Origin of the sequence: Inquilinus sp. (assembly GCF_039594555.1) — a bacterium.
GTDB lineage: Bacteria > Pseudomonadota > Alphaproteobacteria > DSM-16000 > Inquilinaceae > Inquilinus.
On the sequence record NZ_JBCNNF010000066.1, the window covers coordinates 1 to 22,034 of the forward strand.

Here is a 22,034-nt window from a genome sequence, read left to right on the forward strand (position 1 = left end):
GCACCGGCCGGCGGTCCCGGTATCGCCCTGGGCCTTCAGCCACTCGGCCCCCCGGCGCAGCGCGGCGCATTGCACGACGCCGGTGTAGTAGTCGTGGCCGAGACTGTCCTCCCAGATCTCGAAGCTGGGCTCGGCGTGATGCGCCAGCACGAAGTCCAGGTCGATGCGCAGCAGCTTGGCCGCCTCGTCCCGGACCTCCGGCGCCAGCACGCCGTCCTGCAGGCAGCGCAGCAGGGTCAGGGTCTGCAGCGCCGACCCGTCATGCTGCGGCCGCGACCAGTTCAGCGTGTCGAGCGTGCCATCCGGATTGACCCGGACCTCGCCCCAGATGCGGTCGCCGGCAACGCCGCGCAGATCGGCCTCGGACCGGACATGCTGCACGAAATCCGGGTCGACGCCGCGCTTAGGGTCGCCCCTGGCCAGCACGGCGGCGCCGGTCAGCCCGCGCAGGCCGAGGCTGAAGCGGATATAGTCGGCGATGGCGCCGGCATCGGCGGCGGGGCGGGTGCCGTCGGCCACCAGGATGCGGAGCGCGTCCATCACCAGCGCCGAATCCCGGAACCAGTGGAAGAAATAATCCGGGTCGGGGTCGTAGGCGCCCATCACCGAGGATGCCACGACCGACCCCGGAACCGGCACGATGCGCTGGCGGAAGGGCGCCCGCTGCTTCACCAGATGAGTGGCGGAAACGCCGAGTGTCAGATTCCGGGCGGAGACGGCGTATTGTCGGTCGATCCAGCCGGATAGGGCATCGTCCATCGAACCAGATGACGTCGGCACCGGCTGTAACTCCACCTGAGATCAGGGTTCAAGAATTGGCGCTAACCTACTCATGTCATTGCCGGGCTTGACCCGGCAATCCAGAGAACCACCTGGATGCCCGGGTCAAGCCCGGGCATGACAATTCTAAACTACCGCTTCCCCAGATGCGGGCTCTGGAAGCCGAGGGTGCGCAGGCCGCGCTGCACGTCCGGGTCGCTCATGAACAGCTTCCACAGCAGGCCGGTGCGGTGGTTCTCGATCATCACCACGATCGGGCCCTGGTCGATCGCCAGATAGGTGTCGGCCACCCAGTCTGCCTGCTCCGAGAAGGCGTCGACGAAGCCGAACTTGTCCCAGATCCGGTCGCCCAGCTTTTCATAGAAGTGCCGCAGCGCCCGCATCGACTGTTCGGGCGTGTAGGGCATGGCCGACAGCGCGGCGGTCGGGCTGACGACGCCGAGGTCGTTGTCCGGCGCATGGGCCGAATAGCCGCCCGGCGTGTCGCTGGCGGTCAGGCCCCAGCAATCCGGCCCGTAGCCCTTGAAGCCGTTCGGGTTGCGGATGCAGTGCTCGTAATTGATCAGCGTGTGCCGGCGGTTCTGCTCCCAGTAGTCGGCGTACTGGTCCTTCAGCCCGCGCGGGTCGAGGCCGAGGAAGGAGTAGTGGCTGAAGAACAGCGGCCCGCCATAGGGCATGCCCAGCGGCAGCTCGATGTCGTAGTAGCGGCGCTGGCTGAGGAACCAGCGGCCGACGGCGTAGCCCTTGTGATAGACCTCGGCGTCGATGGCGTAGCGCGGCGAGGCGGCGGCCATGATGTAGGTAATCAGGCACTCGTTCCAGCCGCGGATCTCGTGGCCGAGGCCCCAGCCATTGTTGGCGCCCCAGTGCCAGAACAGGACGTTCAGCCCGCCGCGCGTGTACCAGTTCCACTCGGTCTCGTTCCACAGCCAGCCGATATGGTTGCGCAGCTCGGTCTCGGCGGCGATGTCGCGGTCGAAATAGCGGCGGGCGGTCAGCAGCCCCTGGAACAGGAGGGCGGTCTCGACCAGGTCGCCGCCATCGTCCTTGCGGCTGAAGGAGACGGTGGCGCCGGTGCGGCCGTCGAGGAAATGCGGGAAGACGCCGTGGTGCGACGTCGTGTGCTCGAGATGGCGGACGATGGTCATCAGCCGCTCGACCGCCGCGGCGCGCTGGATCCAGCCGCGCTCGGCGGCGACGATGATGGCCATGATGCCGAAGCCGGAGCCGCCGGTCGTCACCCAGTCGTTCGGCGCCTTGCCCGCCCGGTCGGTGCGGTCGGGGATCATGCCGCTGACCGGATGCGCCGCCTCCCAGAAGAACCGGAAGGTCTGGCGCTGCACGAGGTCGAGCAGGGCGTCGTCCGACAGCGCCGCCGCTCCCTTTTTCGGAGCGCGGCGGGTCGCAGGCCGTTTGGTCATTCCATCGGGTCTCGGTGGTGGAGCAGGGGGGCGAAGCCGGCGGAGGAGGGGATGGCCCGCCGCGGCGGCCGGCCGATCGGGATCCGGCGCTCGCCGGTGACCTCGTCGGTCAGGTGCAGCCGCAGGACGCGGGTGTAGAAGCCGTTCTTGACCTCGCGCCGGGCGATGGTGATTACCGCGGTCCCCGGCAGCTCATGCTCGAAGATCGACATCGCGGTCTTCCGCCGCTCCTCGTCCAGCGCGTCGACCATCTCGTCGATGAACACCCATTGCGGCTTGTGCAGCAGCAGCCGGGCGAAGGTCATGGTCTGCAGCTCGTCGCTGGTCAGCTCCTTGTCCCAGTTCTTGACCTGGTCGAGCGAGATCTCGTGATGCCCCATCTCGGTGCGCCGCAGCGCGGCGCAGATCTCGTCATCGGTGAAGCTGGACGAATCCATCGGATAGGTCAGGGCGTCGCGCAGCGGCCCGGGCGGCAAATAAGGCCGCTGCGGCAGGAACATGGTGCTGGCCTGGGGCGGCATCACGATGCGGCCGGTGCCCCAGGGCCACAGCCCGGCGAAGGCGCGGAACAGGGTGCTCTTGCCGCCGCCGGTGCGGCCGACGATCAGCACGCGCTCGCCGGGCTTGATCTCGACCTGCTCGTCATCCAGCACCGCCAGGCCGCCGGCCGACAGCACGCCCAGCTTCTCGAAGCCCAGCGCCTCGCCGCTGCCCTCGGCGATCTCGATCTTACGCGGCTCACCGTTCAGGTTCTCCAGCGTCACCAGCGTCTCGCGGAAGCTCATGACGCGCAGCAGCGTCGCCCGCCAATCGGCCAGGTTGCTGAAATTGTCGACGAACCAGCGCAGGGCCTGCTGCACCTGGACGAAGGCGCCGACCGCCACCATCAACTCGCCGAAGGTCAGGTCGCCGCCGAAATAGCCGGGGGAGGCGACCAGGATCGGGGCGACGATGGTGAACCAGCCATAGCCGGCGGTGATCCAGGTCAGGTTGGTGACGGCGCGGACATAGCGCAGCATCACCGCGACGATGCGGTCCAGATCGGTGTCCAGGCGGCGCCGCTCGTCGGATTCGCCGCTGTCCAGCGTGATGCCGTCGACATGCTCGTTGACGCGCACCAGTGCAGCGCGCAGATCGGCCTCGCGGGCATAGCGCTCGGCATTGATGTTGATCAGCGGTTTGCCGACGCGCCAGCTGATCCAGGAAGCGAGGGCGGCATAGACCAGGGCACACCAGACCATGTAGCCCGGGATCTGCAGGGCCATATCGTCGATTTTGAGGACGATGCCCTGGGACAGGATCCACAGCACGCCGACGAAGCTGACCAGCAGCAGGGTCGATTGCAACAGGCCGATGCCGAGGTCGGTCGACAATTCGGTCAGGTGCCGGGTGTCCTCATGGATGCGCTGGTCCGGGTTCTCGCCGATCTCGCCGGCGCCAGCCAGCCGGAAGGCGCGCTTGGGCTTCAGCCATTCGGTGAACAGGTCGCGGGTCAGCCCGGCCCGCAGCCGCACCTTCAGCGTCTGGTTCAGCCAGGCCTGGGCGACGTTGAGCGTCAGCAGCACGCCGGCGATGAAGACGAAGACGATCAGCTGGTGGAAGAAGCCGCCCAGGCTCTTCTGGGCCAGGGCGTCGTAGAAGGGCTGGTTCCAGGCGTTCAGCCGGATCTGCGCCGCCGCGGTCAGGCCGATGACGACGACGACACCGGCGACGAGAACCAGGATCCGCTTCCAATCCGGTGATGCCTTCAGCGTCCGGAACAGGGTCAGGAGCTGAGAAGGAAGACTCTGGCTGACGATCGAGTGCTCTTGACCAGCAGCCGTGTGCGACGCCTCGGGCGCCTGTGCCATTGAACCTGTCCGATCCCTACCGCGTCTCGCGCTCCCATTCGGGATGCCTGTGCCGATCATACTCACACAGTCGAGATCGGTGGTGCACCGAATTGAAACTCCAGGCTTTGTGCGGGTTTCCGCGCCCATCACGCCACCCGTTGCGCTTCGGTAGCGGCGGCGGAGCCGAAGACTCGGCGGGGAAAGCGCCGGGAAACAGCCAGCAATCGTCCACCACCGTGGCCCATCGAAGCGGCAGAAGAAATCCCTATCCACCCCTTCACATCGACAATCATGCCACTTCTAAAGATCTGCATCATAGAAATAATATGACCGCTACACTGATCGATGGATGATGAACTCCGCGTGAATTCAATAGAAGCGTAACACGGAGTCCGGGCCGATCCTCTACCAATATCGGATGAAGCCGGCGAAACGAGGGCAGGGCCGCCACATTGTCGGGTGTCGTGGGATTCCGGCCACAGCGACGACCGCACCGCTTCATCGTGCGGTGGCGCAGCCCGGGCAGGCTGCGGATTCGGAGGATGAGGGGCCGTTTCCATGCCGCCATGGAAGCATGGGCGGCGGATCCGGGCTGTGACTGCCGTAACAGCCTGGCATTGTCACGGCCGGTCAGAACGAGACGCGGTCGCGGCCCTTCAGCTCCAGCATCTCGCGCGCCTCATCGGGCGAGGCGATCTCGAGGCTGGCATGGCACCTTTCTTAGAAAGAGGGCCGGCGTGCTGTCAAACTGATGGCATGAACGATAAGGGACAACCCGACTTCAGTTTTTCTGAACAGACGATTCTCGACGAGATCGAGCGGAATCTGCATGCCCATGGGTGGGCCACGCATGTGACAGTCGTTCGGCTGTTGCAAGGATGGCAATCGCTCTCCCTGTCGCTGGATCTGTATACCGGCACGATTGACGATTACACGAATGACCTGACGGGGCGTGATGCTTTGGCGATTGTACTCGCGGAGTGCCCGGAGCCTCTCCATTCCAAACTGAAGAACCTAGTAGATAATTTCGACGGAGAGTTCGCCGCACGGACGCAAGACGATACTGAGTGCTTGTTGATACGATATTTTCGGATCGAGGAGACCGCAGGTTGGTGGTGGAAACGGAGGCCGGCAGCCGGTCCGCTGGCTGAATACCTAACCTTCACCGGTACCCGGGCCGAGTATCTGGCCCTTAGGCGTCAAAAAATCGCACCCGGGTCCGGCTATTCCAAACCAAGCTAGAACGAGACTCGGTCGCCGCCCTTGAGCGCCAGGATCTCGCGCGCCTCGTCGGGCGAGGCGATCTCGAGGCCCAGCCCCTCGATGATCTGGCGGACCAGCCGCACCTGCTGCGCGTTCGATTCCGCCAGCCTGCCCGGCCCGGCCCAGAGCGAATCCTCGAGGCCGACGCGGACATTGCCGCCCATCGCCGCCGCCATCGCCGCGATCGGCAGCTGGTTGCGGCCGGCGCCCAGCACCGACCACTCATACCGGTCGCCGAACAGCCGGTCGGCGGTGCGCTTCATATGCGCCACATCCTCCGGATGCGGGCCGATGCCGCCGAGGATGCCGAACACGGTCTGGACGAACAGCGGCGGCTTCACCAGGCCGCGCTCCAGGAAGTGGTGCAGGTTGTAGAGGTGGGAGGTGTCGTAGCACTCGAACTCGAAGCGGATGCCGTCGTCGCTCAGCGTCCGCAGCACGAACTCGATGTCCTTGAAGCTGTTGCGGAACACCAGGTCGCGCGACGCCTCCAGTGCCTCCGGCTCCCAGGCATGCTTGAAGTCCTTGAACCGGGCGAGCATCGGGAACAGGCCGAAATTCATCGACCCCATGTTCAGCGACGCGACCTCCGGCTTGAAGGTCTGGGCCGGCAGGATGCGCTCCTCCACCCGCATCCAGGGGGCGCCGCCGGTGGTCAGGTTGACGACGCAGTCGGAGCGCTGCTTGATCACCTTGAGGAAGGGCTCGAAGGCCTGCGGCGTCTGGTCGGGCTTGCCGGTCTGGGGATCGCGGGCGTGCAGATGGACGATGGCGGCCCCGGCCTCGGCCGCGCCGATCGCCGCCTCGGCGATCTCCTCGGCGGTCACCGGCAGATGCGGGGACATCGACGGGGTGTGGATCGCCCCGGTGACGGCGCAGGTGATGACGATCTTGCGGCTCTTGGCCATCGGGCAGTCCTCTGGTTCAGGATTCGGTCGGGGCGGTGGGCTGCGCCGCCTTGTGAGCCTTGAGCGCCGCCAGGCGCCGGTCGCGCCAGGCGCTGACGGCGGCCAGCCGCGCCGGGTCCGGGGCCTCGCCCCATCCGGCCAGCAGCCGCTCGACGGTCGGGGCGTCCCACACCTCAGGCGGGGCCGGGTCGGCGGCGAGGCGGCGGTAGAAGCCGGTGTAGCGGGCGCAGTAGTCGGGGATGCCGCCCGGCGCGTTCAGCTCGATCGTGCCGAACGGGCCGAGAAAGGACCAGCGCAGGCCGAGCCCGTCCTGGATGGTCTTGTCCAGATCCTGCGGGCTGATCACTCCGTCACCGACCAGCCGGAAGGCCTCGGCCAGCAGAGCGCCCTGCAGCCGGTTCAGGACGAAGCCGTCGACCTCGCGATGGATCGTCACCGGCTCCTGTCCCACGGCGCGGTAGATCGCGCGGGCCCGCTCGACGGTCTCCGGCGCGGTCCAGGGGGCGCCGCACAGCTCGACCACCGGCACCAGATGCGGCGGGTTGACCGGGTGGGCCACCAGGCAGCGCCCGCGCCCGGACAGATTTTCGGTGAAGCGCGAGGCAACGATGGCGGAGGTGGAGGAGGCGAGGATCGCGTCGCGCGGTGCCAGCCGGTCCAGCTCGGCGAAGACCGCGCGCTTGATCTCCACATCCTCGGGAAGATTCTCCTGCACCAGCTCCGCGTCTGCCACCGCTTCGGCCACGGATCCGGCGGCCCGGACCCGCACCGCCGCGCCGGCCGGGTCGTCGACCAGACCGTGGCCGGCAAGGTCGGCCAGCCCCTCGGTGATCAGCCCCGGCGCCGCCTGCAGCGCGGCGGCGCTGGCATCGGTCAGGCGCACCTGCCAGCCCGCGGCGGCGAAAACGATCGCCCAGGACCGGCCGATCAGCCCGGTGCCGATGATCGCGACGGTCGGCATGCCCTTCCTCCCGGAGTCTCTTTGCGACAACGGTCCGACAAAGCGGCGGCCGGGTCCAGACCGCGTTGTGACAACCCAGGCCGGCTTGGTGGCCATGGCGCGCCGGGCTAGGGTGGTTGGACAAGCAAAGAGCGTGGAGGAGGAGACCACCATGGATCTCGGCATCAAGGGCCTGCGCGTCCTGGTCACCGCCGGCGCGTCCGGCATCGGGCGGGAGATCGTCCGCGCTTTTGTCGAGGAAGGCGCGCGGGTGCATGTCAGCGACATCGACCGGGCGGGGCTCGAGGCGCTGGCCGCCGAAAGCCCGGCGATCACCGCGACCGCGGCCGACATGTCCGACCGGTCGGCCGTGGCCCGGCTGTTCGACGAGGCCCTGGCGGCGCTGGGCGGGCTGGACTGCCTGGTCAACAATGTCGGCATCGCCGGTCCGACCGGCCGGGTCGACCAGATCGACCCGGCGGAGTGGGACCGGACCCTGGCGGTGAACATCACCGGCCAGTTCAACTGCACCCGCCTGGCCGTGCCGCATCTGGCGAAGAGTGGCAACGCCTCCATCGTCAACCTGTCCTCCTCGGCCGGGCGCCTCGGCTTCCCGCTGCGCAGCCCCTACGCCGCCTCGAAATGGGCGGTGGTCGGCTTCACCAAGTCGCTGTCGATCGAGCTCGGGCCGCTCGGCATCCGGGTCAACGCGATTCAGCCCGGCATCGTCGAGGGCGACCGCATCCGCCGTGTCTTCGCCGCCAAGGCCGAGCAGCGCGGCGTCACGGCCGAGGCGCTGCAGGAGCAGTCGCTGGCCCAGGCCTCGATCCGCGAGATGATCCAGCCGCGCCAGCTGGCCGACCAGATCCTGCTGCTGGCCTCGCCGCGCGGCCGCACCATGTCCGGCCAGGCGATCAGCATCTGCGGCGACCTGCAGTCCCTGGCCTGAGCAGCGTGCGTTCAGCTTTTCGCCGATTTTCGGCAGGGAGGGGCTTTTCAGACCTTCCCCGCTGGGTTCTTTAATGGGAATACGGTCGGCCTGATTCTCAACAAATTCGTCTAATATCAGGCGATGGGGTGGGTTCGGAGGGCATGATGGTGGGACAGGGTCCTGGAGTGTCGAGGATGGCACGTGCGGCTGCCGTGGCCTGCGCGCTGCTCGGGGTGTTTGGCGCGTCGCCGGGCCACGCCCAGCACATCGTGCCCGGCCAGCGCTCCAGCGTCATCGCTTCCGACCCGGCCACCCTGGAGAAGTCGCTGAACCTGGACGAGAAGAAGCTGGTCCAGGAGGGGCTGGCCTGGCTCGGCTTCTACAAGGGTTGGTTCGACGGGGCCTTCAAGGAGGGCACGCGCACCGCGCTTTCCAACTGGCAGCGGCAGAACGGCGTGACCGCCACCGGCGAGCTGGATCCCGACCAGGCGGTCACGCTCGCCGGCACCGCCCTGGCGATGCGGGACAAGACCGGCTGGCAGCCGCTGTCCGATTCCAGGAGCGGGATCACCATCTCCTACCCCTCGAAGGTGCTGTCCAAGCGGTCGGATTCGGAGGCGGGCGGCGTCACCCTGGACGACCCGGATGGCGGCGCGTCGCTGATGACGATGCGCTTCACCGACGTGACCGACGGCCAGATCAACTCGTTCTACGACGCCCTCTCCGGCAGCGGAGAGTCCGAGATCACTTACGAGTTCCGCCGGAACAACCTGTTCATCGTCACCGGCAACCGCAAGGGCGGCAAGTTCTACAGCCGCTTTGAGCAGCGCGGCCGGGAGATCCGCGGCTACGACCTGATCTGGCGGGCCGATCACGACGAGGATCTGCAGGCGCTGTCGGTGCTGATCTCGAACAGCTTCTATCCGTTCGGCTATGACAAGCCGCCGGCGGACCCGAGCTATCCGACCCTGATGGCGCTGGCGGATGCGCGGGGAGGCCAGCAGGGCGGCTCGGGCGGCGCCTCGGCCACCCAGCAGGAGTCCGGCGGATCGCAGCAGCAGGCTAGCAGCCGCCCCGCCGATCAGGCACCGGCTGATCATGGAACGTCCGACCAGGGCTCGTCGGGAGCCGACGCCACGCCCCAGTCCCATCAGGACGACCAGGCCGATTCGGACGACGGTAAGCAGGCGGACGAGGACGGGCAGTTCGCCTTCGCCTATCTGGAGCCGAAGAGCCCCGGGCTGAAGGACGCCTATGAGCTGACGCGGGACACCGACCTGCTGCGCCGCAATCCCGAAATCGCCTGGATGAACGGGATGTTCGAGCTGCCGCGCCAGCTGCGCTACGTGGGCGCGGAATGCGGGGCGGTGAACGCGTTCTACTCGCCGAAGGATTCGGCGATCGTGCTCTGCTACGAGCTGGTCGATTCCCTGGCGCAGCAGGGCGCGAAGCTGGCCGAGAAGGCGGATCCGAAGTCGAACATCCTGGGCGCCTATATCGCCAGCAACATCCGCTTCATCCTGCTGCACGAGACCGGTCACGCCCTGATCGACATGCTGAATCTCCCCTCGACAGGGCGGGAGGAGGATGCGGTCGACCAGATGGCGGCGATGATGATCCTGCTCAATCCCGGCGGCAAGGAGACCAGCGACCAGATCGCCGAGGTGCTGCGGATGGCCGCCATCTGGTTCCAGAACAACGCCTCCGTCGGCGACGATGCCAGCCAGAACATGCAGGTCTTCGCCGACGAGCACTCGCTCAGCGAACAGCGCTTCTTCAACCTGCTCTGCTACATGTACGGCCACGACGAGGACACCTACGACTGGATCCTCCGGGAGAAGTTCCTGCCCGAGGCGCGTGCCGCCCGCTGCTCAGACGAGTCGCGCAAGATGTTCAAGGCCTGGGCCGCCCTGCTGGCGCCGCACTTCACCCCGCGCTACCAGGCGATCGCGCGCATGCTGCGATAACAAGGTGCGGCGCGCCTGACCCGTCACGCGGCCGCGGCGAGGCCGGGCAGGGCGTCGCACACCGACTGCACCAGGATCGCGGCCAGGCGGGCGGTGACCGGGTCGGACTCGGCCTCGGCCCGCAGCAGGGTCAGGGGCAGGGCCGGCAGTGGGGGCGCGGCGGCCTGCTGCAGCACCTGTACCCCGGCGGGCAGGGCGAAATCGGTGCGGATGGTAACACCGAGTCCGGCCGCCACCGCCGCCCACAGCCCGCCCAGGCTGGGGCTGACGAAGGCCAGGCGCCAGGGGATGCCGGTCCGGTCCAGCGCCGTGGTCGCGGCCGTGCGCAGCAGGCACGGCGCCTCCAGCACCGCCAGCGGCAGCGGCTCGCGGGAGTGGTCGCCGGGGGAGTCGAAGAATCCACTGCTGGCGGCCGGCCCGACCCAGCGCATCGGCAGCTCCGCCACCCGCTCGACATGGGGCAGGGTGCCGCCGTCGCCCCAGGCCAGCGCCAAGTCGAGCTGGCCTGAGCCGACCCGATCCAGCAGGTCGAAGCTGCGCGCGATCCGCGCTTCGATCCGCACCTTCGGGTGGGCGCGGGCAAAACGCCCCAGCACCGCCGGCAGCAGCGCCTCGCCGAAATCCTCGGACAAGCCGAGCCGCACCCAGCCCTGCAGGTCGACGCCGTGAACCGCGGCCGCCGCCTCGTCGTTCAGCGCCAGCAGCCGGCGGGCATAGGCCAGCATGGTCTCCCCGGCCTCGGTCAGGGCCAGGCCGCGGCCGGATTTGCGGAAGATCGGCGTGCCGGCCTGCTCCTCCAGCTTGCGCAGCTGGGCGCTGACCGCCGAGGTGGAGCGGCCCAGCCGGTCGGCCGCCTTGGCGAAGCTGCCCAACTCCATGCCGGTGGTGAAGCTGCGCAGCACATCCAGGTCGAAGGTGATCCGGCGCATGGGGATCGTCCCAATTTTCAGAATTAATGGTCCATTTATTTCTGATTTTCCAGATGAACCTGCGGCGCTATCTGCTGGACGTCAAGTCCGATGGAGATCGCCATGCCGCTCACCCGCATCTCGCTCGCCAGGGGCAAATCGCCCGACTATCTCCGCGCCCTGTCCGACAGCCTGCACCGGACGCTGGTCGAGGCCTTCGAAGTCCCGCCCGACGACCGTTTCCAGATCATCCACCAGCACGAGCCGGGGGAGATGGTGTTCGACCGGAGCTATCTCGGCGGCCCGCGCTCGGACGATTTCGTGCTGTTCCAGGTCACCGCCGGCCGGCCGCGCAGCACCGCGACCAAGGCGGCGTTCTTCCAGCGCCTGGTCGAGCGCCTGGCCGAAGCGCCAGGCCTGCGGCCGGAGGATGTCATGGTGGTGATCTCGACCACCGGGATCGACGACTGGTCTTTCTCCGGCGGCGTCGCCTCAATGGTCCAGGACGAGGTAGAGGGCCGATGAGCGCGGAGGCGAGGCCGGGCAATCCCGGCGAGATGACCATCCGCCGCGCCGGCAGCGCCATCGCCCGGGCGCCGGACGGCATCGCCAGCGGCCCGTTCTGGGCGGAATGGCTGCTGGAGGGCCGCCTCGACGGCGAGATGACGGCGATGCGCGCCACCCTCGACCCCGGCATCCGCACGCATTGGCACAGCCATCCGCTCGGGCAGCTGCTCTATGTCCTGCAGGGCGTCGGCCTGGTGCAGCGCGCCGGCGGTCCGGCGGCGGAGGTGAGGGCGGGGGACTGCGTCTGGTTCGCGCCCGATGAGCGCCACTGGCACGGCGCCGCGGCCGACAGCGTCTTCACCTATCTCAGCATCCAGCCGGTCTGGAACGGCACCGCCGTGCATTGGATGGAACCCGTCTGACCGCGATCAGGAGCGATCGATCATGTATGCGATGCAGTACGAGATCACCCTGCCGGCCGATTACGACATGCAGGTCATCCGCCGCCGGGTCGCAGCCAAGGCGCCGGCGCTCGACCACCTGCCGGGGCTCGGCCTCAAGGCCTATCTGATCCGCGAGCGCGGCGTCGACGGCTCGCCGGTCAACCAGTACGCCCCCTTCTACCTGTGGGCCTCGACCGGGGGCATGGGCGGGTTCCTGTGGGGCGGGGCCGGCTTCGGCGGCATCGTCGACTCCTTCGGCCGTCCCGTCGTGCGGCACTGGACCGGGGCGGCCTGCCTGGCGGGGCCGGATCGCGGCGGCGTCCCGCGCCACGCCACCCGCCACACCGAGCCGATGCCGGCCGATGCCGACCCGACGGGCCTGGTGACCGAGGCGGTCGCGGATCTGCGCCGCCGCGCGCGGCAGCCCGGCATCCACACTGCGGCCCTGGCGGTCGATCCGCGGTCGTGGGAGCTGGTCCGCTTCATCCTGTGGACCGATGCCGGCGCGGCAGGGGATGCGCCGCTGTACCAAGTGCTCCACCTGTCGACGCCGCAGCTCGGGGAGATCAGCCGCGCCGCCTGACGGGCCGTGCCGTTTCGGGCACGTGACCCAGGTCACCTTCGGTTCCTTCACCCGGATGAGATCGTCCGGGCGTTGCACAGGCGGCGGGTTCTAACGCCGCCGGAACCGGAGTCAGAGCCTTGTTTCAGTATCGGACAGAACCGGCCGCATTCCATGCTTCTTCCTGGTCGCAGGCGGCGCTCGAGATGCAATCGGTCCGGCAGGAGGCCGGCACAGCGCATCGCGCGATCCGTGTCGTCGTCGCCGACGATGACCCCGCGATGCGCCGGTCGATCGTCGACTATCTGGAGAGCAACGGCGTCCAGGCGGCTGCGGCAGACGGGCGCCGGGACCTTGCCCGCCACATCACCGAGACCAATCCGGACCTGGTGATCCTGGACCTGCAGCTCGACCAGGAGAACAGCCTGCCGCTGCTCGGCCAGATCCGGTCGAAGTCCGGCGGCCCGGCGATCATCGGGATCGGGCGCGGCCGGGACGAGATCGACCGCGTCGTCGGGCTGGAACTCGGCGCCGACGACTATTTGGCCAAACCCTTCGGCCTTCGCGAGCTGCTGGCGCGGATCCGCGCGGTCCTGCGCGGGCGGGACGCGGTCCGGGCCGTGCCGCAGCGCGAGCGCGCGCCGGAACGCGGCCGCTGCCGCTTCGGCGGCTGGCAGCTCGAGCGGCGGCTGCGCCGGCTGACCGACCCACGGGGCGACGTGGTCGCGCTGTCGAAAAGCGAATACGCATTGCTGATCGCCTTCGTCGAGGCGCCGCAGCGGCCGCTGTCTCGGGAGCAACTGCTGCAGGCGACGCGCGTCCATGAGGACGTGTTCGACCGCAGCGTCGACGTCCAGGTGCTGCGGCTGCGCCGTAAGCTGGAAGCCGATCCCAGCGACCCGCAGATCATCCGCACCGAGCGCGGCGTCGGCTATGTCTTTACGCTGCCGGTCGAGATGCTGTGACCCGTCAGTGCAGCGCCTGGCCCTCGCCGCGCAGGGCATGCCGCGCGCGGGCCAGGCGCGACCGGATGGTGCCGATCGGGACCTGAAGCCGTGCTGCCGCCTCCTCGTAGGAGGCGCCGTTGATCGCGACCAGCCGCAGCACGTCGCGGTGGCTGCGCGACAGGGTGGGCCAGCGCTCCTCCAGCTCGCGCACCTCGATCACATCCGTCTGGTTGGGCGGTGAGGGCAGGTCCCAGCCCTCGATCGGCACCATCTCGGTCTGGTTGCGCTTGCCGGCGACGAATTTCGAGAGGTGGAGGCGGCGCATCATGACGATGAGCCAGGCCACGATATTGCTGCCGGGCCGCCAGAGATGGAGCTTGAGGGCGGCCCGCAGCAGCGTTTCCTGGATCAGGTCGTCGGCGTCCGCGCGGTTGCGGGTGAGGCTGACGGCATAGCGCCGGAGGTCCGGAATGCAGGGAGCGACGGTCGCGAGGAACTGTCGCTCGGTGGCGGCGGAGATGGCCGGCATCGGAAGCGTCCGTGTTGCGACTGATATCTACCAAACCGATGGGCGGTCCGACTGTTCCCTTAAAAAGCTCTCAGCGCCGATCTTCCAATAGTAAAATCCCGTGCCTCCGAACATATACCAGCGCAGCGCTTCAGATTCATGGTGCCGATCTAACAATTGATATCATTCGATGTAGAGATTTTATGATGAAATGAATCAAGGAGAGATTGATGGATCAGGGTAATATCATTTGTTGAAATCGAGGGATCACGGTTGGCCGCACATCCACAAACCTTCCCGGCTTATAACGCCGCGGGTGGAACAATCGCGCAGGCTCGATCATTGGCTCAATGTCCTCTGCTGCAACGCGGTGGAGGCGAACCCTGCCCAGCCTGATGGAGAGGTCCAGTGAAATTCACCCTTCTCGCTGCCGCGGCGGTCCTCGTCGCCTCGCCTGCCTTCGCCGACTGCCGGTCGGACGCGCAGGTGCAGAGCCAAAGGGTCCGTGCCGCGACCCAAACCCTGAACGATCAGGCCAACGCGCCGATGGCGGATCAGTGCCGGACCGGCATGGGGCTGATCGCCGAAGCCAAGCGCCTGAACGCGATCCGGCAGAACTGTCAGGCTGAGCTGCAGCTCACCGCCCAGGACCTGCAGCAGGCGCAACAGAGGATCCAGGCGGCGGACCAGGAATACGCCGCCCGCTGCGGCGGCTGAATTCCGCCGTTTCGGCGACATGAAGGGCCGGTCTGCGGGACCGGCCCTTTCCGTATCACGCAGTGGCCGGCGCCTTTGGCGCACCGGGCCGAAGCGGACGGAACCGGACCGGCGGCACGCCGATTGATCGACCATGGATGTCTCGCTCTTTCACAACCCCAAGGCCGGCGACGGCGACTGGCCGGCGGACCGGCTGGTGCGCCTGCTGGAGATGTCGGGCTTCGCCCCGGTCCACACCTCGACCCGCAGCAAGGAGATGGAGCGGGCGCTGGAGAACCCGCACGATCTGGTGGTGATCGCCGGCGGCGACGGCGCCGTCGCCGAAATCGTGCGGGCGCTGCACGGCCGCGGCCATACCATCGCGATCCTGCCCACCGGCAGTTCCAACAACATCGCCCGGGCACTCGGCATCACCGAGGAGCCGCGCCACATCGTTGCCGGCCTGGCCAAGGCGAAGCGCACGCCGCTGCGGATCGGCGTGGTCGAGGGGCCGGAATGGTCCCGCAACTTCGTCGAAGCGGTCGGCATGGGGCCGATCGCCGCCGCGATCGCGGGGGATGAAGGCGGCAAGGAACACGGCTCCGATCTGGTCGGGGAGCGGCGGGAGACGCTGCGCCGCATCGTCGCCGACAGCGAGCCGATCGACGTCAGCGTCACCATCGACGGCAAGCGGCTGGACGAGAAGCTGCTGATGATCGAAGCCATGAATCTGCCGATGATCGGGCCGAACCTGCTATTGGCGCCGGAGGCCGATCCTGGCGACGCACATCTCGACGTGGCCTGGCTGCCGGTCGCGAAGCGCCGGTCGATGCTGGCCTGGCTCAAGGATCCGGAGGCGCGGGGCTCACCCTTGCTGCGGATGAAGGCCCAGCGGGTCGAGCTGCATCCGCAGGGCGGGACCATCCATGTCGACGACAAGGCGCTGGAGGGCGGCGAGGCCACGCTGATGATCCGGATCGAGCCGAAGCCGGTGCATGTGCTGATCCCGGAGGGCGAGGAATGAGTGCTGCGCCGGAAGACCGTGCCGACCCGCCCGCCGAGGCGCTGCGGCGCTGGGAGGAGACGGCGATCGAGTTCGCCAGGCTGGCCGGCGCCGAGATCGTCGCCTCGCTCGGGCGGACCCTCAGCGTGCGTTACAAGACCGGGGCGGGGCAGGGGGACGAGCTGCTGTTCCGCGACCCGGTGTCGGAGGTCGACCAGCGGGTCGAATCCCTGATCCGGGCGCGCCTGGCGGAACTCCATCCCGATCACGGCATCATCGGCGAGGAGATGGAGGACCATCCGGCGGCACCGGACAGCCCGGTCTGGGCGATCGATCCGGTCGACGGCACCACCAATTTCGTCAACGGCCTGCCGCTGTTCGCCGCCTCGATCGGCGTGCTGCATCGCGGCCGCCCGGTGGCCGGGGCGGTCTGGTGCTCGACCAGCCACGCCCTGCGCTCCGGCGTCTACCACGCCTGCGGCGGCGGCCCGCTGAGCTTCGACGGGGCGGCGATCGAGGGCGGGCCGAACCCGGCCGTGCGCCGCCGCCTGTCGGGCGAGCCCCGCGTCGACCCCGGGGCCGTGCTGCCCTGGGAGACGCGCAAGACCGGCTCGGCCGCGATCGAATGCGCCTTCGTGGCGGCGGGCCTGCTGGAGGTGGCGCGGTTCGAGCGGCCGAATGTCTGGGACGTCGCCGGCGGGCTGTGCCTGGTCGCGGCCGCAGGCGGCACCGCCTTCGTGCTCTGCGACCAGGAGCGGGGCTGGGAGCGCTTCGCCGGCTTCGGCGACGATCCGCGAAGCTGGCGCGGGCAGTTGGTGATCGGGCCGGAGGAGGCCGCGGCGCGCCGCAAGGACGCGCTCGCGGCGGCTGACGGCGGCCGGGCCTAGGCCTGGGAGGAGTAGCCGCCATCCACGGGGATGGCGGCGCCGGTGACGAAATCCGAAGCGCGGCTGGACAGGAACACGGCGGTGCCGGCCAAATCGTCCGGCACGCCCCAGCGCCCGGCCGGGGTGCGCGCCACCACCCGCTCATTCAGCCCCGGCACCTCGACCCGGCCCTGCTGCGTCAGCTCGGTGTCGATCCAGCCGGGCAGGATGGCGTTGACCTGGATGCCGTGCTGCGCCCAGGCGGTGGCGCAGGCCTTGGTGAACTGCACCACGCCGCCCTTGCTGGCGCTGTAGGGCGCGGCGAAGGAGGCGCCGAAGATCGAGGTCATCGACCCTATATTGACGATCTTGCCGGCGCCCTGACGCTGCATCGCCGAGAACACCGCCATCGAGGCCAGGAAGGCGCTGGTCAGGTTGGCGTCGATCAGGGCCCGCCACTCCTCCAGCGAATAGGCTTCGGGCGCCTTGCGCCAGTTGGTGCCGGCATTGTTGACCAGGATGTCGATCCGGCCGTGCCGCTGCAGCGCCGCCTCGGCGAAAGCCTTGCAGTCCGCCTCCACCGTCACGTCGGCGGCGGCGCCCTGGGCCTCGGCGCCCAGCGCCGTGATCTCGGCCACCGCGCGCTCGGTCTTGGCGGCGTCGCGGCCGACCAGCAGCAGCGCGGCGCCGGCCTGGGCCAGGCCGCGGGCGATGCCCAGGCCGATGCCGCCATTGCCGCCGGTGACGATGGCGAGCTTACCGGTCAGGTCGAACATGGGCGCTCCTGGCGTCGTCGAGAGAGAAGGGGTAGGGGCGCTCACGCCTTCGGGGCAGGGCGCGCCTGCTCCTCCAGGATCCGCTGCTTGATGATCTCGCGCAGGGTCTGCGCCAGGTTCGGGGTGGCGCTGGAGCACATCACCATGATCACGCAGGGCCGGTCGCCGACCGAGAGGTAGCCATGCTTCATGGTGCTGTCGAGATAGACGCTGTCGCCCGGCTCCAGCTCGATCGGCTCATAGTATTCGCTGTAAAGGCGCATCCGGCCCTGCAGCACCTCCACGAACTCCTCGCCGACATGGGAGCTAAGGCCGCCCATCTGCTCCGGCTCGGTGGCGCGGACCTCGATCCGGATCGGGATGATCCGCTTGTGGGCCACGTCGCTGCACAGATAGGTGTAGCTGTAGAACTCGGTGTCCAGCCGCTGGCCCTCATGCTGGCGGCTGACGCTGCGCCGGGCCACCACCACGGCCGGCTTGCTGGCCTCGCCGGTGGCGAACAGGTCGGCGATCTCCACCCCCAGGCCGCGGGCCAGCTGCAGGATCTTGTCATAGGTCGGCGACAAGAGGCCGTTCTCGATCTTCGACAGGGTCGAGGCGGAGATGCCGGTCATGGCGGCGACGTCGGCCAGGGTCCAGCCGTGATGGGCGCGGCGCTCGCGCAGCACCCGGCCCAAAGGCGGCAGGTCGTCGGTCATGGCGCGAACTCGGTCATCCGGCGCAGGGGCCCTCCAGGCATCGGGGCGGCTCATCGTTTGGCCGCCATGCTGTCCTTCAACGACAACGCGCCCAGCACCGCAAGCGTCATCGTCGCCAGCAGCACCAGGGCGACCAGAGCGTTGACCTCTGGCGTGAAGCCGACGCGCATCATCGCCCACAGCCGGATCGGCAGCGTGGCGTCGCCGCCGACCAGGAAGAAGGTCACCAGAGTCTCGTCGAATGACAGGGTGAAGGCCAGCAGCGCCCCGGTGACGATGGCCGAGCGCAGCTGCGGCAGCACCACGAACAGGAAGGTCTGCAGCCCGGTGGCGCCGAGGTCCAGCGACGCCTCGATCTGGCTGGTCTCCAGGCTGTCGAGCCGGACCGAGACCATGCGGTACAGGATCGCCAGCACCAGCACCGTGTGCCCGATCGTGACGGTGACCAGGCTGCGCTCGATCCCCAGCTCGCGGAACGCCACCAAGAGCGAGATGCCGGTGATGATGCCGGGCAGCACGAAGGGCAGGAAGATCACGAACTCGACGAAGGGCCGGCCGCGCCGCGCCCCGGTCTTCATATACCAGGCCAGGCCCAGCGCCAGGACCAGCGCCAGCAGCACCGCCGCGGCCGCCACCACCAGGGTGTGACCCAGCGCCGCCAGCATCTCCGGATTGTCGGTCAGGCCGGCATACCAGTGCAGGCTGAAGCTGGACCAATCGATCGACTGGCCCTTCAGGTCGAAGAAGCTGGTGGTCACCACCGCCAGGGCCGGGCCGTACAACGCGGCGAAGACCAGGGCGGCGATGAACCAGAGGACGACGATGACGATGCGTTCCGGCGCGGTCATTTCACCCTCGCATGGCGGGACACCAGGGCGGCCAGGCCGATCACAGCGGCCACGGCCAGCAGCAGCACCACCGCCAGCGCGGCGCCGAAGGGCCAGTTGAAGGCCATGCCGAACTGGCTCCAGATCGCGCGGCCGAAGGTGAAGCCCTGGTTGCCGCCGACCATCTGCGGCGTCAGGAAGTCGCCCAGCGCCAGCACCATCACGAACAGCCCGCCGACGATCGACCCGGGCAGGCTCAGCGGCAGCACCACGGTGCGGAAGGTCTGGCCCGGCCGGGCGCCGAGATCGGCCGAGGCCGCGGCCAGCGACGGCGGGATCCGCTCCAGCGACAGGAAGATCGGCAGGATGGCATAGGGCAGGTAGATCACCGCCATGGTGATCATCACCGCCGTCTGGTTGAAGATGAACAGCTTGCTCGGCGCGTCGAGGATTCCGGCCGACACCAGGGCCCAGTTCAGGAAGCCGTTGAAGCCCAGGATGCCGCGCATGGCGTAGATCTTGACGATGTAGTTCATCGCCAGCGGGATCACGCTGAACAGCAGCATGAAGTAGCGGATCCGCCCCTCCAGCCGCCAGACCAGATAGGCGATGACGTAGCCGAAGACGAGGCCGACAGCGGCGACGATGCCGGCCAGCTGCAGCGTGCCGAGGAACACCCGGATGTAGCTGGGCTGGTCGAGGAAGGCGGCATAGTTCGCCAGGGTGAACTGGTGCATCACCTGGCCGTCGGCCATCGACCAGAAGCCGGTCAGCAGGAAGGCGGCCAGCGGCGCCAGGATCAGCACCGCCGGCAGGCCGTAGACGGCGATCCGCGGCAGCCAGCGGCCCGCGGCGCGGGCGGCGGGCGACCCGGCGCCGAGGCGCCCGGCCGGGTCCGCGGGGGCGAGGCTGTCGGCCATGGCCATCCTCATGCCCCCAGCACGCTGACATCGGCGTCGGACCAGTAGACCGGGACCGGGTCGCCGACGCCGGCGCGACCGTCGAACTCAGGCGTCGGCAGGCGGATCCTGACGCTGGGGCCGGTGTCACCGATCCGCACCACGATCTGGGTGGTGGCGCCGAGGAAGGTCAGGCTCTCGACCACGCCCGTGGCCGACCGCCGCTCGGCATCAGGCCGCAAACTCAGGCTTTCCGGCCGGATGGCGATGGCGGACGGGCTGCCGGACGGGGCCACGGCGTGCCGACCCAGCGGGCTGTCGACCCCGGCCGCCCCCGCGGCGCGGGCCGGCAGCAGGTTGTTCTCGCCGAAGAACCGGGCCACGAACGCGCTGCGCGGGCGGTAGTAGATCTCCCTCGGCGTGCCGACCTGCTCGATCCGGCCATGGTCCATCACCACGATCCGGTCGGACATGGCGATCGCCTCCTCCTGGTCGTGGGTGATGAAGACGAAGGTGGTGCGGATGCGGCGCTGCAGGTCCTTCAGGAACTCCTGCATCGACCGGCGCAGCCCGGCATCGAGGGCAGCCAGCGGCTCGTCCAGCAGCACCACTCGGGGCTCGCAGATGATGGCGCGGGCCAGCGCCACGCGCTGGCGCTGGCCGCCGCTCAGCTCGCCGGGATGGCGGCCGGCCTTGTCGGCCAGGCCGACCACCGCCAGCGCCTCCGCCACCCGCTTTTCGATCTCGACCCTGGGCCGGCGCCGCATCCTGAGGCCATAGCCGACATTGCGGGCCACGGTCATGTGCGGGAACAGCGCGTAGTCCTGGAACACGGTGTTGAAGGGCCGGCGGAAGATCGGCGTGTCGGTAATGTCGGTCCCGTCCAGCAGGATCCGGCCGGTGCTCGGGGCCGTGAAGCCGCCGAGCATCCGCAGGATCGTGGTCTTGCCCGAGCCGGAGGGGCCGAGGATGGTCAGGAACTCGCCGTCGCCGATCTCCAGGTCGAAGGGCTGCAGCACGGTGGCCGCGCCGTAGGATTTGCCGACCCCGGCAAGGCGGATGAGGCTTCGGAATGTCATGACGGCCCTCGGCCTATGGCTCTCAGTTGGCGGGGGTGGCCTTGATCTCGTTCCACAGGTCGATGCGCTTGGAGAAGCTCTCCGGCGCCTGCAGGAAGACCAGCTTGTCGGCATAGGTCAGGCCGATGGCCTGGTTGGCGTCGCCATTGGTGGTGTTGCCGTAGCCGGTCTTCTCGCTGATGTAGGTGCCGACCTTCTTGTCCAGCATGGTGTCGATCCAGGCCTCGGCCAGAGCGGTGTCACGCGCGCCGGCGCTGATCGCCCAGCAGTCGATCCAGCCGATCGCCCCTTCCTTCGGGATGGTCAGCGCGGCGTCGATGCCCTTCTTCTGCAGCTGGGGCACCTGCGGCTCGCCCATCGACATCATCAGGTCGATGCCGCCCTGGGCGAAGATGCTGACCCCGTCGTCGAAGCCGGCGTAGTAGGACAGCACCGTGCGCTTCTGGTCGATCAGCTTGGCCTTGATCGCGGCGAACTGGTCGTCGGTCAGGTTGAACGGGTCCTTGTAGCCCAGCGCCAGCGCGGTGGTGACGATGGCGTTGTTGGCGTCGTCCATCGCCAGCACCCGGCCCTCGTACTTCTCGTCCCACAGCACGGCCCAGCTGTCGGGCGGGGTGGGGAAGGCCTTCTTGTCGTAGATCAGCGGGATCGACCCCCAGGCGAAGGGCACGGCATAGGTCTTGCCGTCGAAGACGATGGCCTGGACGTCGCGGAAGGCCGGCAGCAGGTTGCCGGCATTCGGGATCTTCGCCAAGTCCACCGGCTGGACCAGCTTCTCCTGCACCAGCCGCTTGTAGGATGAGGTCTCGATGGCGATGACGTCGTAATCCTCGCCCTTGGTCGCCGTCATCTTGGCGAAGATCTCGTCGACGCTGCCGGTGTAGGTGATCTTGGCCTTGGCGCCGGTCTTCTCCTCGAACGCCTTGACCCAGGGCTCGTCGGCATAGCCCTCCCAGGTCAGCACCCGCAGCTCCTTCTCCGCCGCCGCGGCGGGCAGGGCCGCGCCCAGCGCCGCCAGGATGCAGGCGCCCATGACGAACTCACGCCGTCTCACCATCTCAGCCTCCTGTTTTCATCTTGTCGTTGTTCAGACCACGGGCCCGGCCAGCGGGCGGTCCGGGTCGGCATAGTCCACCGGCGTGCGGTGCCAGCCGGCCGCGTGCTTCTCCCAGTACAGCGCCTTCAGCCGGGCGCTGACCGGCCCCGGCCGGTCGTTGCCCATGACATGGCCGTCGACGCGCGACACCGGCATCACGCCGCCGGCGGTGGTGGT

Annotated in this window: 23 protein-coding genes and 1 pseudogene; 10 read left to right on the plus strand and 14 right to left on the minus strand. The window is 68.5% G+C overall.

What is annotated here, in order from left to right:
- From ABDW35_RS09745 to ABDW35_RS09755, 3 genes are all read right to left on the minus strand, one after another.
- A partial coding sequence (locus tag ABDW35_RS09745) for a glycoside hydrolase family 15 protein (RefSeq protein WP_343713665.1) occupies positions 1–759 on the minus strand: 759 nt, incomplete at its 3' end.
- A gap of 152 nt (positions 760–911) precedes the next feature.
- A complete protein-coding gene (locus tag ABDW35_RS09750) occupies positions 912–2,201 on the minus strand; it encodes a glucoamylase family protein (protein WP_343713666.1) in 1,290 nt (429 codons plus the stop codon).
- Entirely contained in the window at positions 2,198–4,051 is a 1,854-nt protein-coding gene (locus ABDW35_RS09755; protein ID WP_343713667.1) for an ABC transporter ATP-binding protein/permease, read from the minus strand. The genes ABDW35_RS09750 and ABDW35_RS09755 overlap by 4 nt, the downstream gene beginning before the upstream one ends.
- Positions 4,052–4,789: 738 nt before the next feature.
- On the opposite strand from ABDW35_RS09755, the gene ABDW35_RS09760 reads away from it, so the two are divergent.
- On the plus strand, positions 4,790–5,275 hold the full coding sequence (locus tag ABDW35_RS09760) for a hypothetical protein (RefSeq protein ID WP_343713668.1): 486 nt from the start codon (positions 4,790–4,792) through the stop codon (positions 5,273–5,275).
- On the opposite strand, the gene ABDW35_RS09765 is transcribed toward ABDW35_RS09760, so the two are convergent.
- Together ABDW35_RS09765 and ABDW35_RS09770 are read right to left on the minus strand one after the other, a co-directional pair.
- Positions 5,272–6,204 carry a 3-keto-5-aminohexanoate cleavage protein gene (locus ABDW35_RS09765; protein WP_343713669.1) on the minus strand — a complete coding sequence of 311 codons (933 nt, stop codon included), beginning with the start codon at positions 6,202–6,204 and terminating at the stop codon, positions 5,272–5,274. The genes ABDW35_RS09760 and ABDW35_RS09765 overlap by 4 nt on opposite strands.
- 16 nt (positions 6,205–6,220) lie before the next feature.
- Positions 6,221–7,165 (minus strand): 3-hydroxyacyl-CoA dehydrogenase, encoded by a 945-nt coding sequence (locus ABDW35_RS09770; RefSeq protein ID WP_343713670.1) that lies wholly within the window; start codon positions 7,163–7,165, stop codon positions 6,221–6,223.
- 151 nt (positions 7,166–7,316) lie between these two features.
- Here ABDW35_RS09770 and ABDW35_RS09775 point away from each other — a divergent pair, with 151 nt between their 5' ends.
- Both ABDW35_RS09775 and ABDW35_RS09780 read left to right on the plus strand, forming a co-directional pair.
- The gene (locus ABDW35_RS09775; RefSeq protein WP_343713671.1) at positions 7,317–8,093 is read left to right on the plus strand and encodes an SDR family oxidoreductase; all 777 of its coding nucleotides are present in this window, start codon (positions 7,317–7,319) and stop codon (positions 8,091–8,093) included.
- 176 nt (positions 8,094–8,269) lie between these two features.
- Positions 8,270–10,042, plus strand: coding sequence for a DUF4344 domain-containing metallopeptidase (locus ABDW35_RS09780; RefSeq protein WP_343713672.1), 1,773 nt, complete (start codon positions 8,270–8,272; stop codon positions 10,040–10,042).
- A 23-nt stretch (positions 10,043–10,065) separates the two neighbouring features.
- On the opposite strand, the gene ABDW35_RS09785 is transcribed toward ABDW35_RS09780, so the two are convergent.
- Positions 10,066–10,971: a LysR substrate-binding domain-containing protein gene (locus tag ABDW35_RS09785; RefSeq protein ID WP_343713673.1), complete on the minus strand. Its 906-nt coding sequence runs from the start codon at positions 10,969–10,971 to the stop codon at positions 10,066–10,068.
- A 102-nt stretch (positions 10,972–11,073) separates the two neighbouring features.
- Between ABDW35_RS09785 and ABDW35_RS09790 the strand changes: the two genes are divergently transcribed.
- From ABDW35_RS09790 to ABDW35_RS09805, 4 genes are all read left to right on the plus strand, one after another.
- Complete coding sequence (locus tag ABDW35_RS09790; protein ID WP_343713674.1) at positions 11,074–11,475, plus strand: tautomerase family protein; 402 nt, start codon at positions 11,074–11,076, stop codon at positions 11,473–11,475.
- Positions 11,472–11,879 (plus strand): cupin domain-containing protein, encoded by a 408-nt coding sequence (locus tag ABDW35_RS09795; protein ID WP_343713675.1) that lies wholly within the window; start codon positions 11,472–11,474, stop codon positions 11,877–11,879. The genes ABDW35_RS09790 and ABDW35_RS09795 overlap by 4 nt, the downstream gene beginning before the upstream one ends.
- A gap of 22 nt (positions 11,880–11,901) precedes the next feature.
- Positions 11,902–12,483: a DUF4865 family protein gene (locus ABDW35_RS09800; RefSeq protein WP_343713676.1), complete on the plus strand. Its 582-nt coding sequence runs from the start codon at positions 11,902–11,904 to the stop codon at positions 12,481–12,483.
- A gap of 185 nt (positions 12,484–12,668) precedes the next feature.
- Positions 12,669–13,427, plus strand: a complete 759-nt coding sequence (locus tag ABDW35_RS09805) for a winged helix-turn-helix domain-containing protein (protein ID WP_343713677.1) — start codon at positions 12,669–12,671, stop codon at positions 13,425–13,427.
- Between the two features lie 4 nt (positions 13,428–13,431).
- Here ABDW35_RS09805 and ABDW35_RS09810 read toward each other — a convergent pair whose 3' ends face one another.
- Positions 13,432–13,938, minus strand: a complete 507-nt coding sequence (locus tag ABDW35_RS09810; protein WP_343713678.1) for an RNA polymerase sigma factor — start codon at positions 13,936–13,938, stop codon at positions 13,432–13,434.
- A gap of 387 nt (positions 13,939–14,325) precedes the next feature.
- Here ABDW35_RS09810 and ABDW35_RS09815 point away from each other — a divergent pair, with 387 nt between their 5' ends.
- The 3 genes from ABDW35_RS09815 (at position 14,326) to ABDW35_RS09825 (ending at position 16,503) form a co-directional block, all read left to right on the plus strand.
- Positions 14,326–14,634, plus strand: a complete 309-nt coding sequence (locus tag ABDW35_RS09815; protein ID WP_343713679.1) for a hypothetical protein — start codon at positions 14,326–14,328, stop codon at positions 14,632–14,634.
- Between the two features lie 133 nt (positions 14,635–14,767).
- Complete coding sequence (locus ABDW35_RS09820; RefSeq protein ID WP_343713680.1) at positions 14,768–15,637, plus strand: diacylglycerol kinase family protein; 870 nt, start codon at positions 14,768–14,770, stop codon at positions 15,635–15,637.
- Complete coding sequence (locus ABDW35_RS09825; RefSeq protein WP_343713681.1) at positions 15,634–16,503, plus strand: inositol monophosphatase; 870 nt, start codon at positions 15,634–15,636, stop codon at positions 16,501–16,503. The genes ABDW35_RS09820 and ABDW35_RS09825 overlap by 4 nt, the downstream gene beginning before the upstream one ends.
- On the opposite strand, the gene ABDW35_RS09830 is transcribed toward ABDW35_RS09825, so the two are convergent.
- The 7 genes and pseudogenes from ABDW35_RS09830 to ABDW35_RS09860 form a co-directional block, all read right to left on the minus strand.
- A complete protein-coding gene (locus ABDW35_RS09830; RefSeq protein WP_343713682.1) occupies positions 16,500–17,258 on the minus strand; it encodes a glucose 1-dehydrogenase in 759 nt (252 codons plus the stop codon). The genes ABDW35_RS09825 and ABDW35_RS09830 overlap by 4 nt on opposite strands.
- A 41-nt stretch (positions 17,259–17,299) precedes the next feature.
- On the minus strand, positions 17,300–17,956 hold the full coding sequence (locus tag ABDW35_RS09835; RefSeq protein WP_343713683.1) for an XRE family transcriptional regulator: 657 nt from the start codon (positions 17,954–17,956) through the stop codon (positions 17,300–17,302).
- Positions 17,957–18,006: 50 nt separating this feature from the next.
- Positions 18,007–18,804: an ABC transporter permease gene (locus ABDW35_RS09840; RefSeq protein WP_343713684.1), complete on the minus strand. Its 798-nt coding sequence runs from the start codon at positions 18,802–18,804 to the stop codon at positions 18,007–18,009.
- On the minus strand, positions 18,801–19,703 hold the full coding sequence (locus ABDW35_RS09845; protein ID WP_343713685.1) for an ABC transporter permease: 903 nt from the start codon (positions 19,701–19,703) through the stop codon (positions 18,801–18,803). Before ABDW35_RS09845 ends, ABDW35_RS09840 begins: the two co-directional genes overlap by 4 nt.
- 8 nt (positions 19,704–19,711) lie before the next feature.
- Positions 19,712–20,761: an ABC transporter ATP-binding protein gene (locus tag ABDW35_RS09850; protein ID WP_343713686.1), complete on the minus strand. Its 1,050-nt coding sequence runs from the start codon at positions 20,759–20,761 to the stop codon at positions 19,712–19,714.
- A 22-nt stretch (positions 20,762–20,783) separates the two neighbouring features.
- A complete protein-coding gene (locus ABDW35_RS09855) occupies positions 20,784–21,818 on the minus strand; it encodes an ABC transporter substrate-binding protein (RefSeq protein WP_343713687.1) in 1,035 nt (344 codons plus the stop codon).
- A 30-nt stretch (positions 21,819–21,848) separates the two neighbouring features.
- Positions 21,849–22,034 (minus strand): annotated as a pseudogene (locus ABDW35_RS09860) (hypothetical protein); the annotation flags it as partial.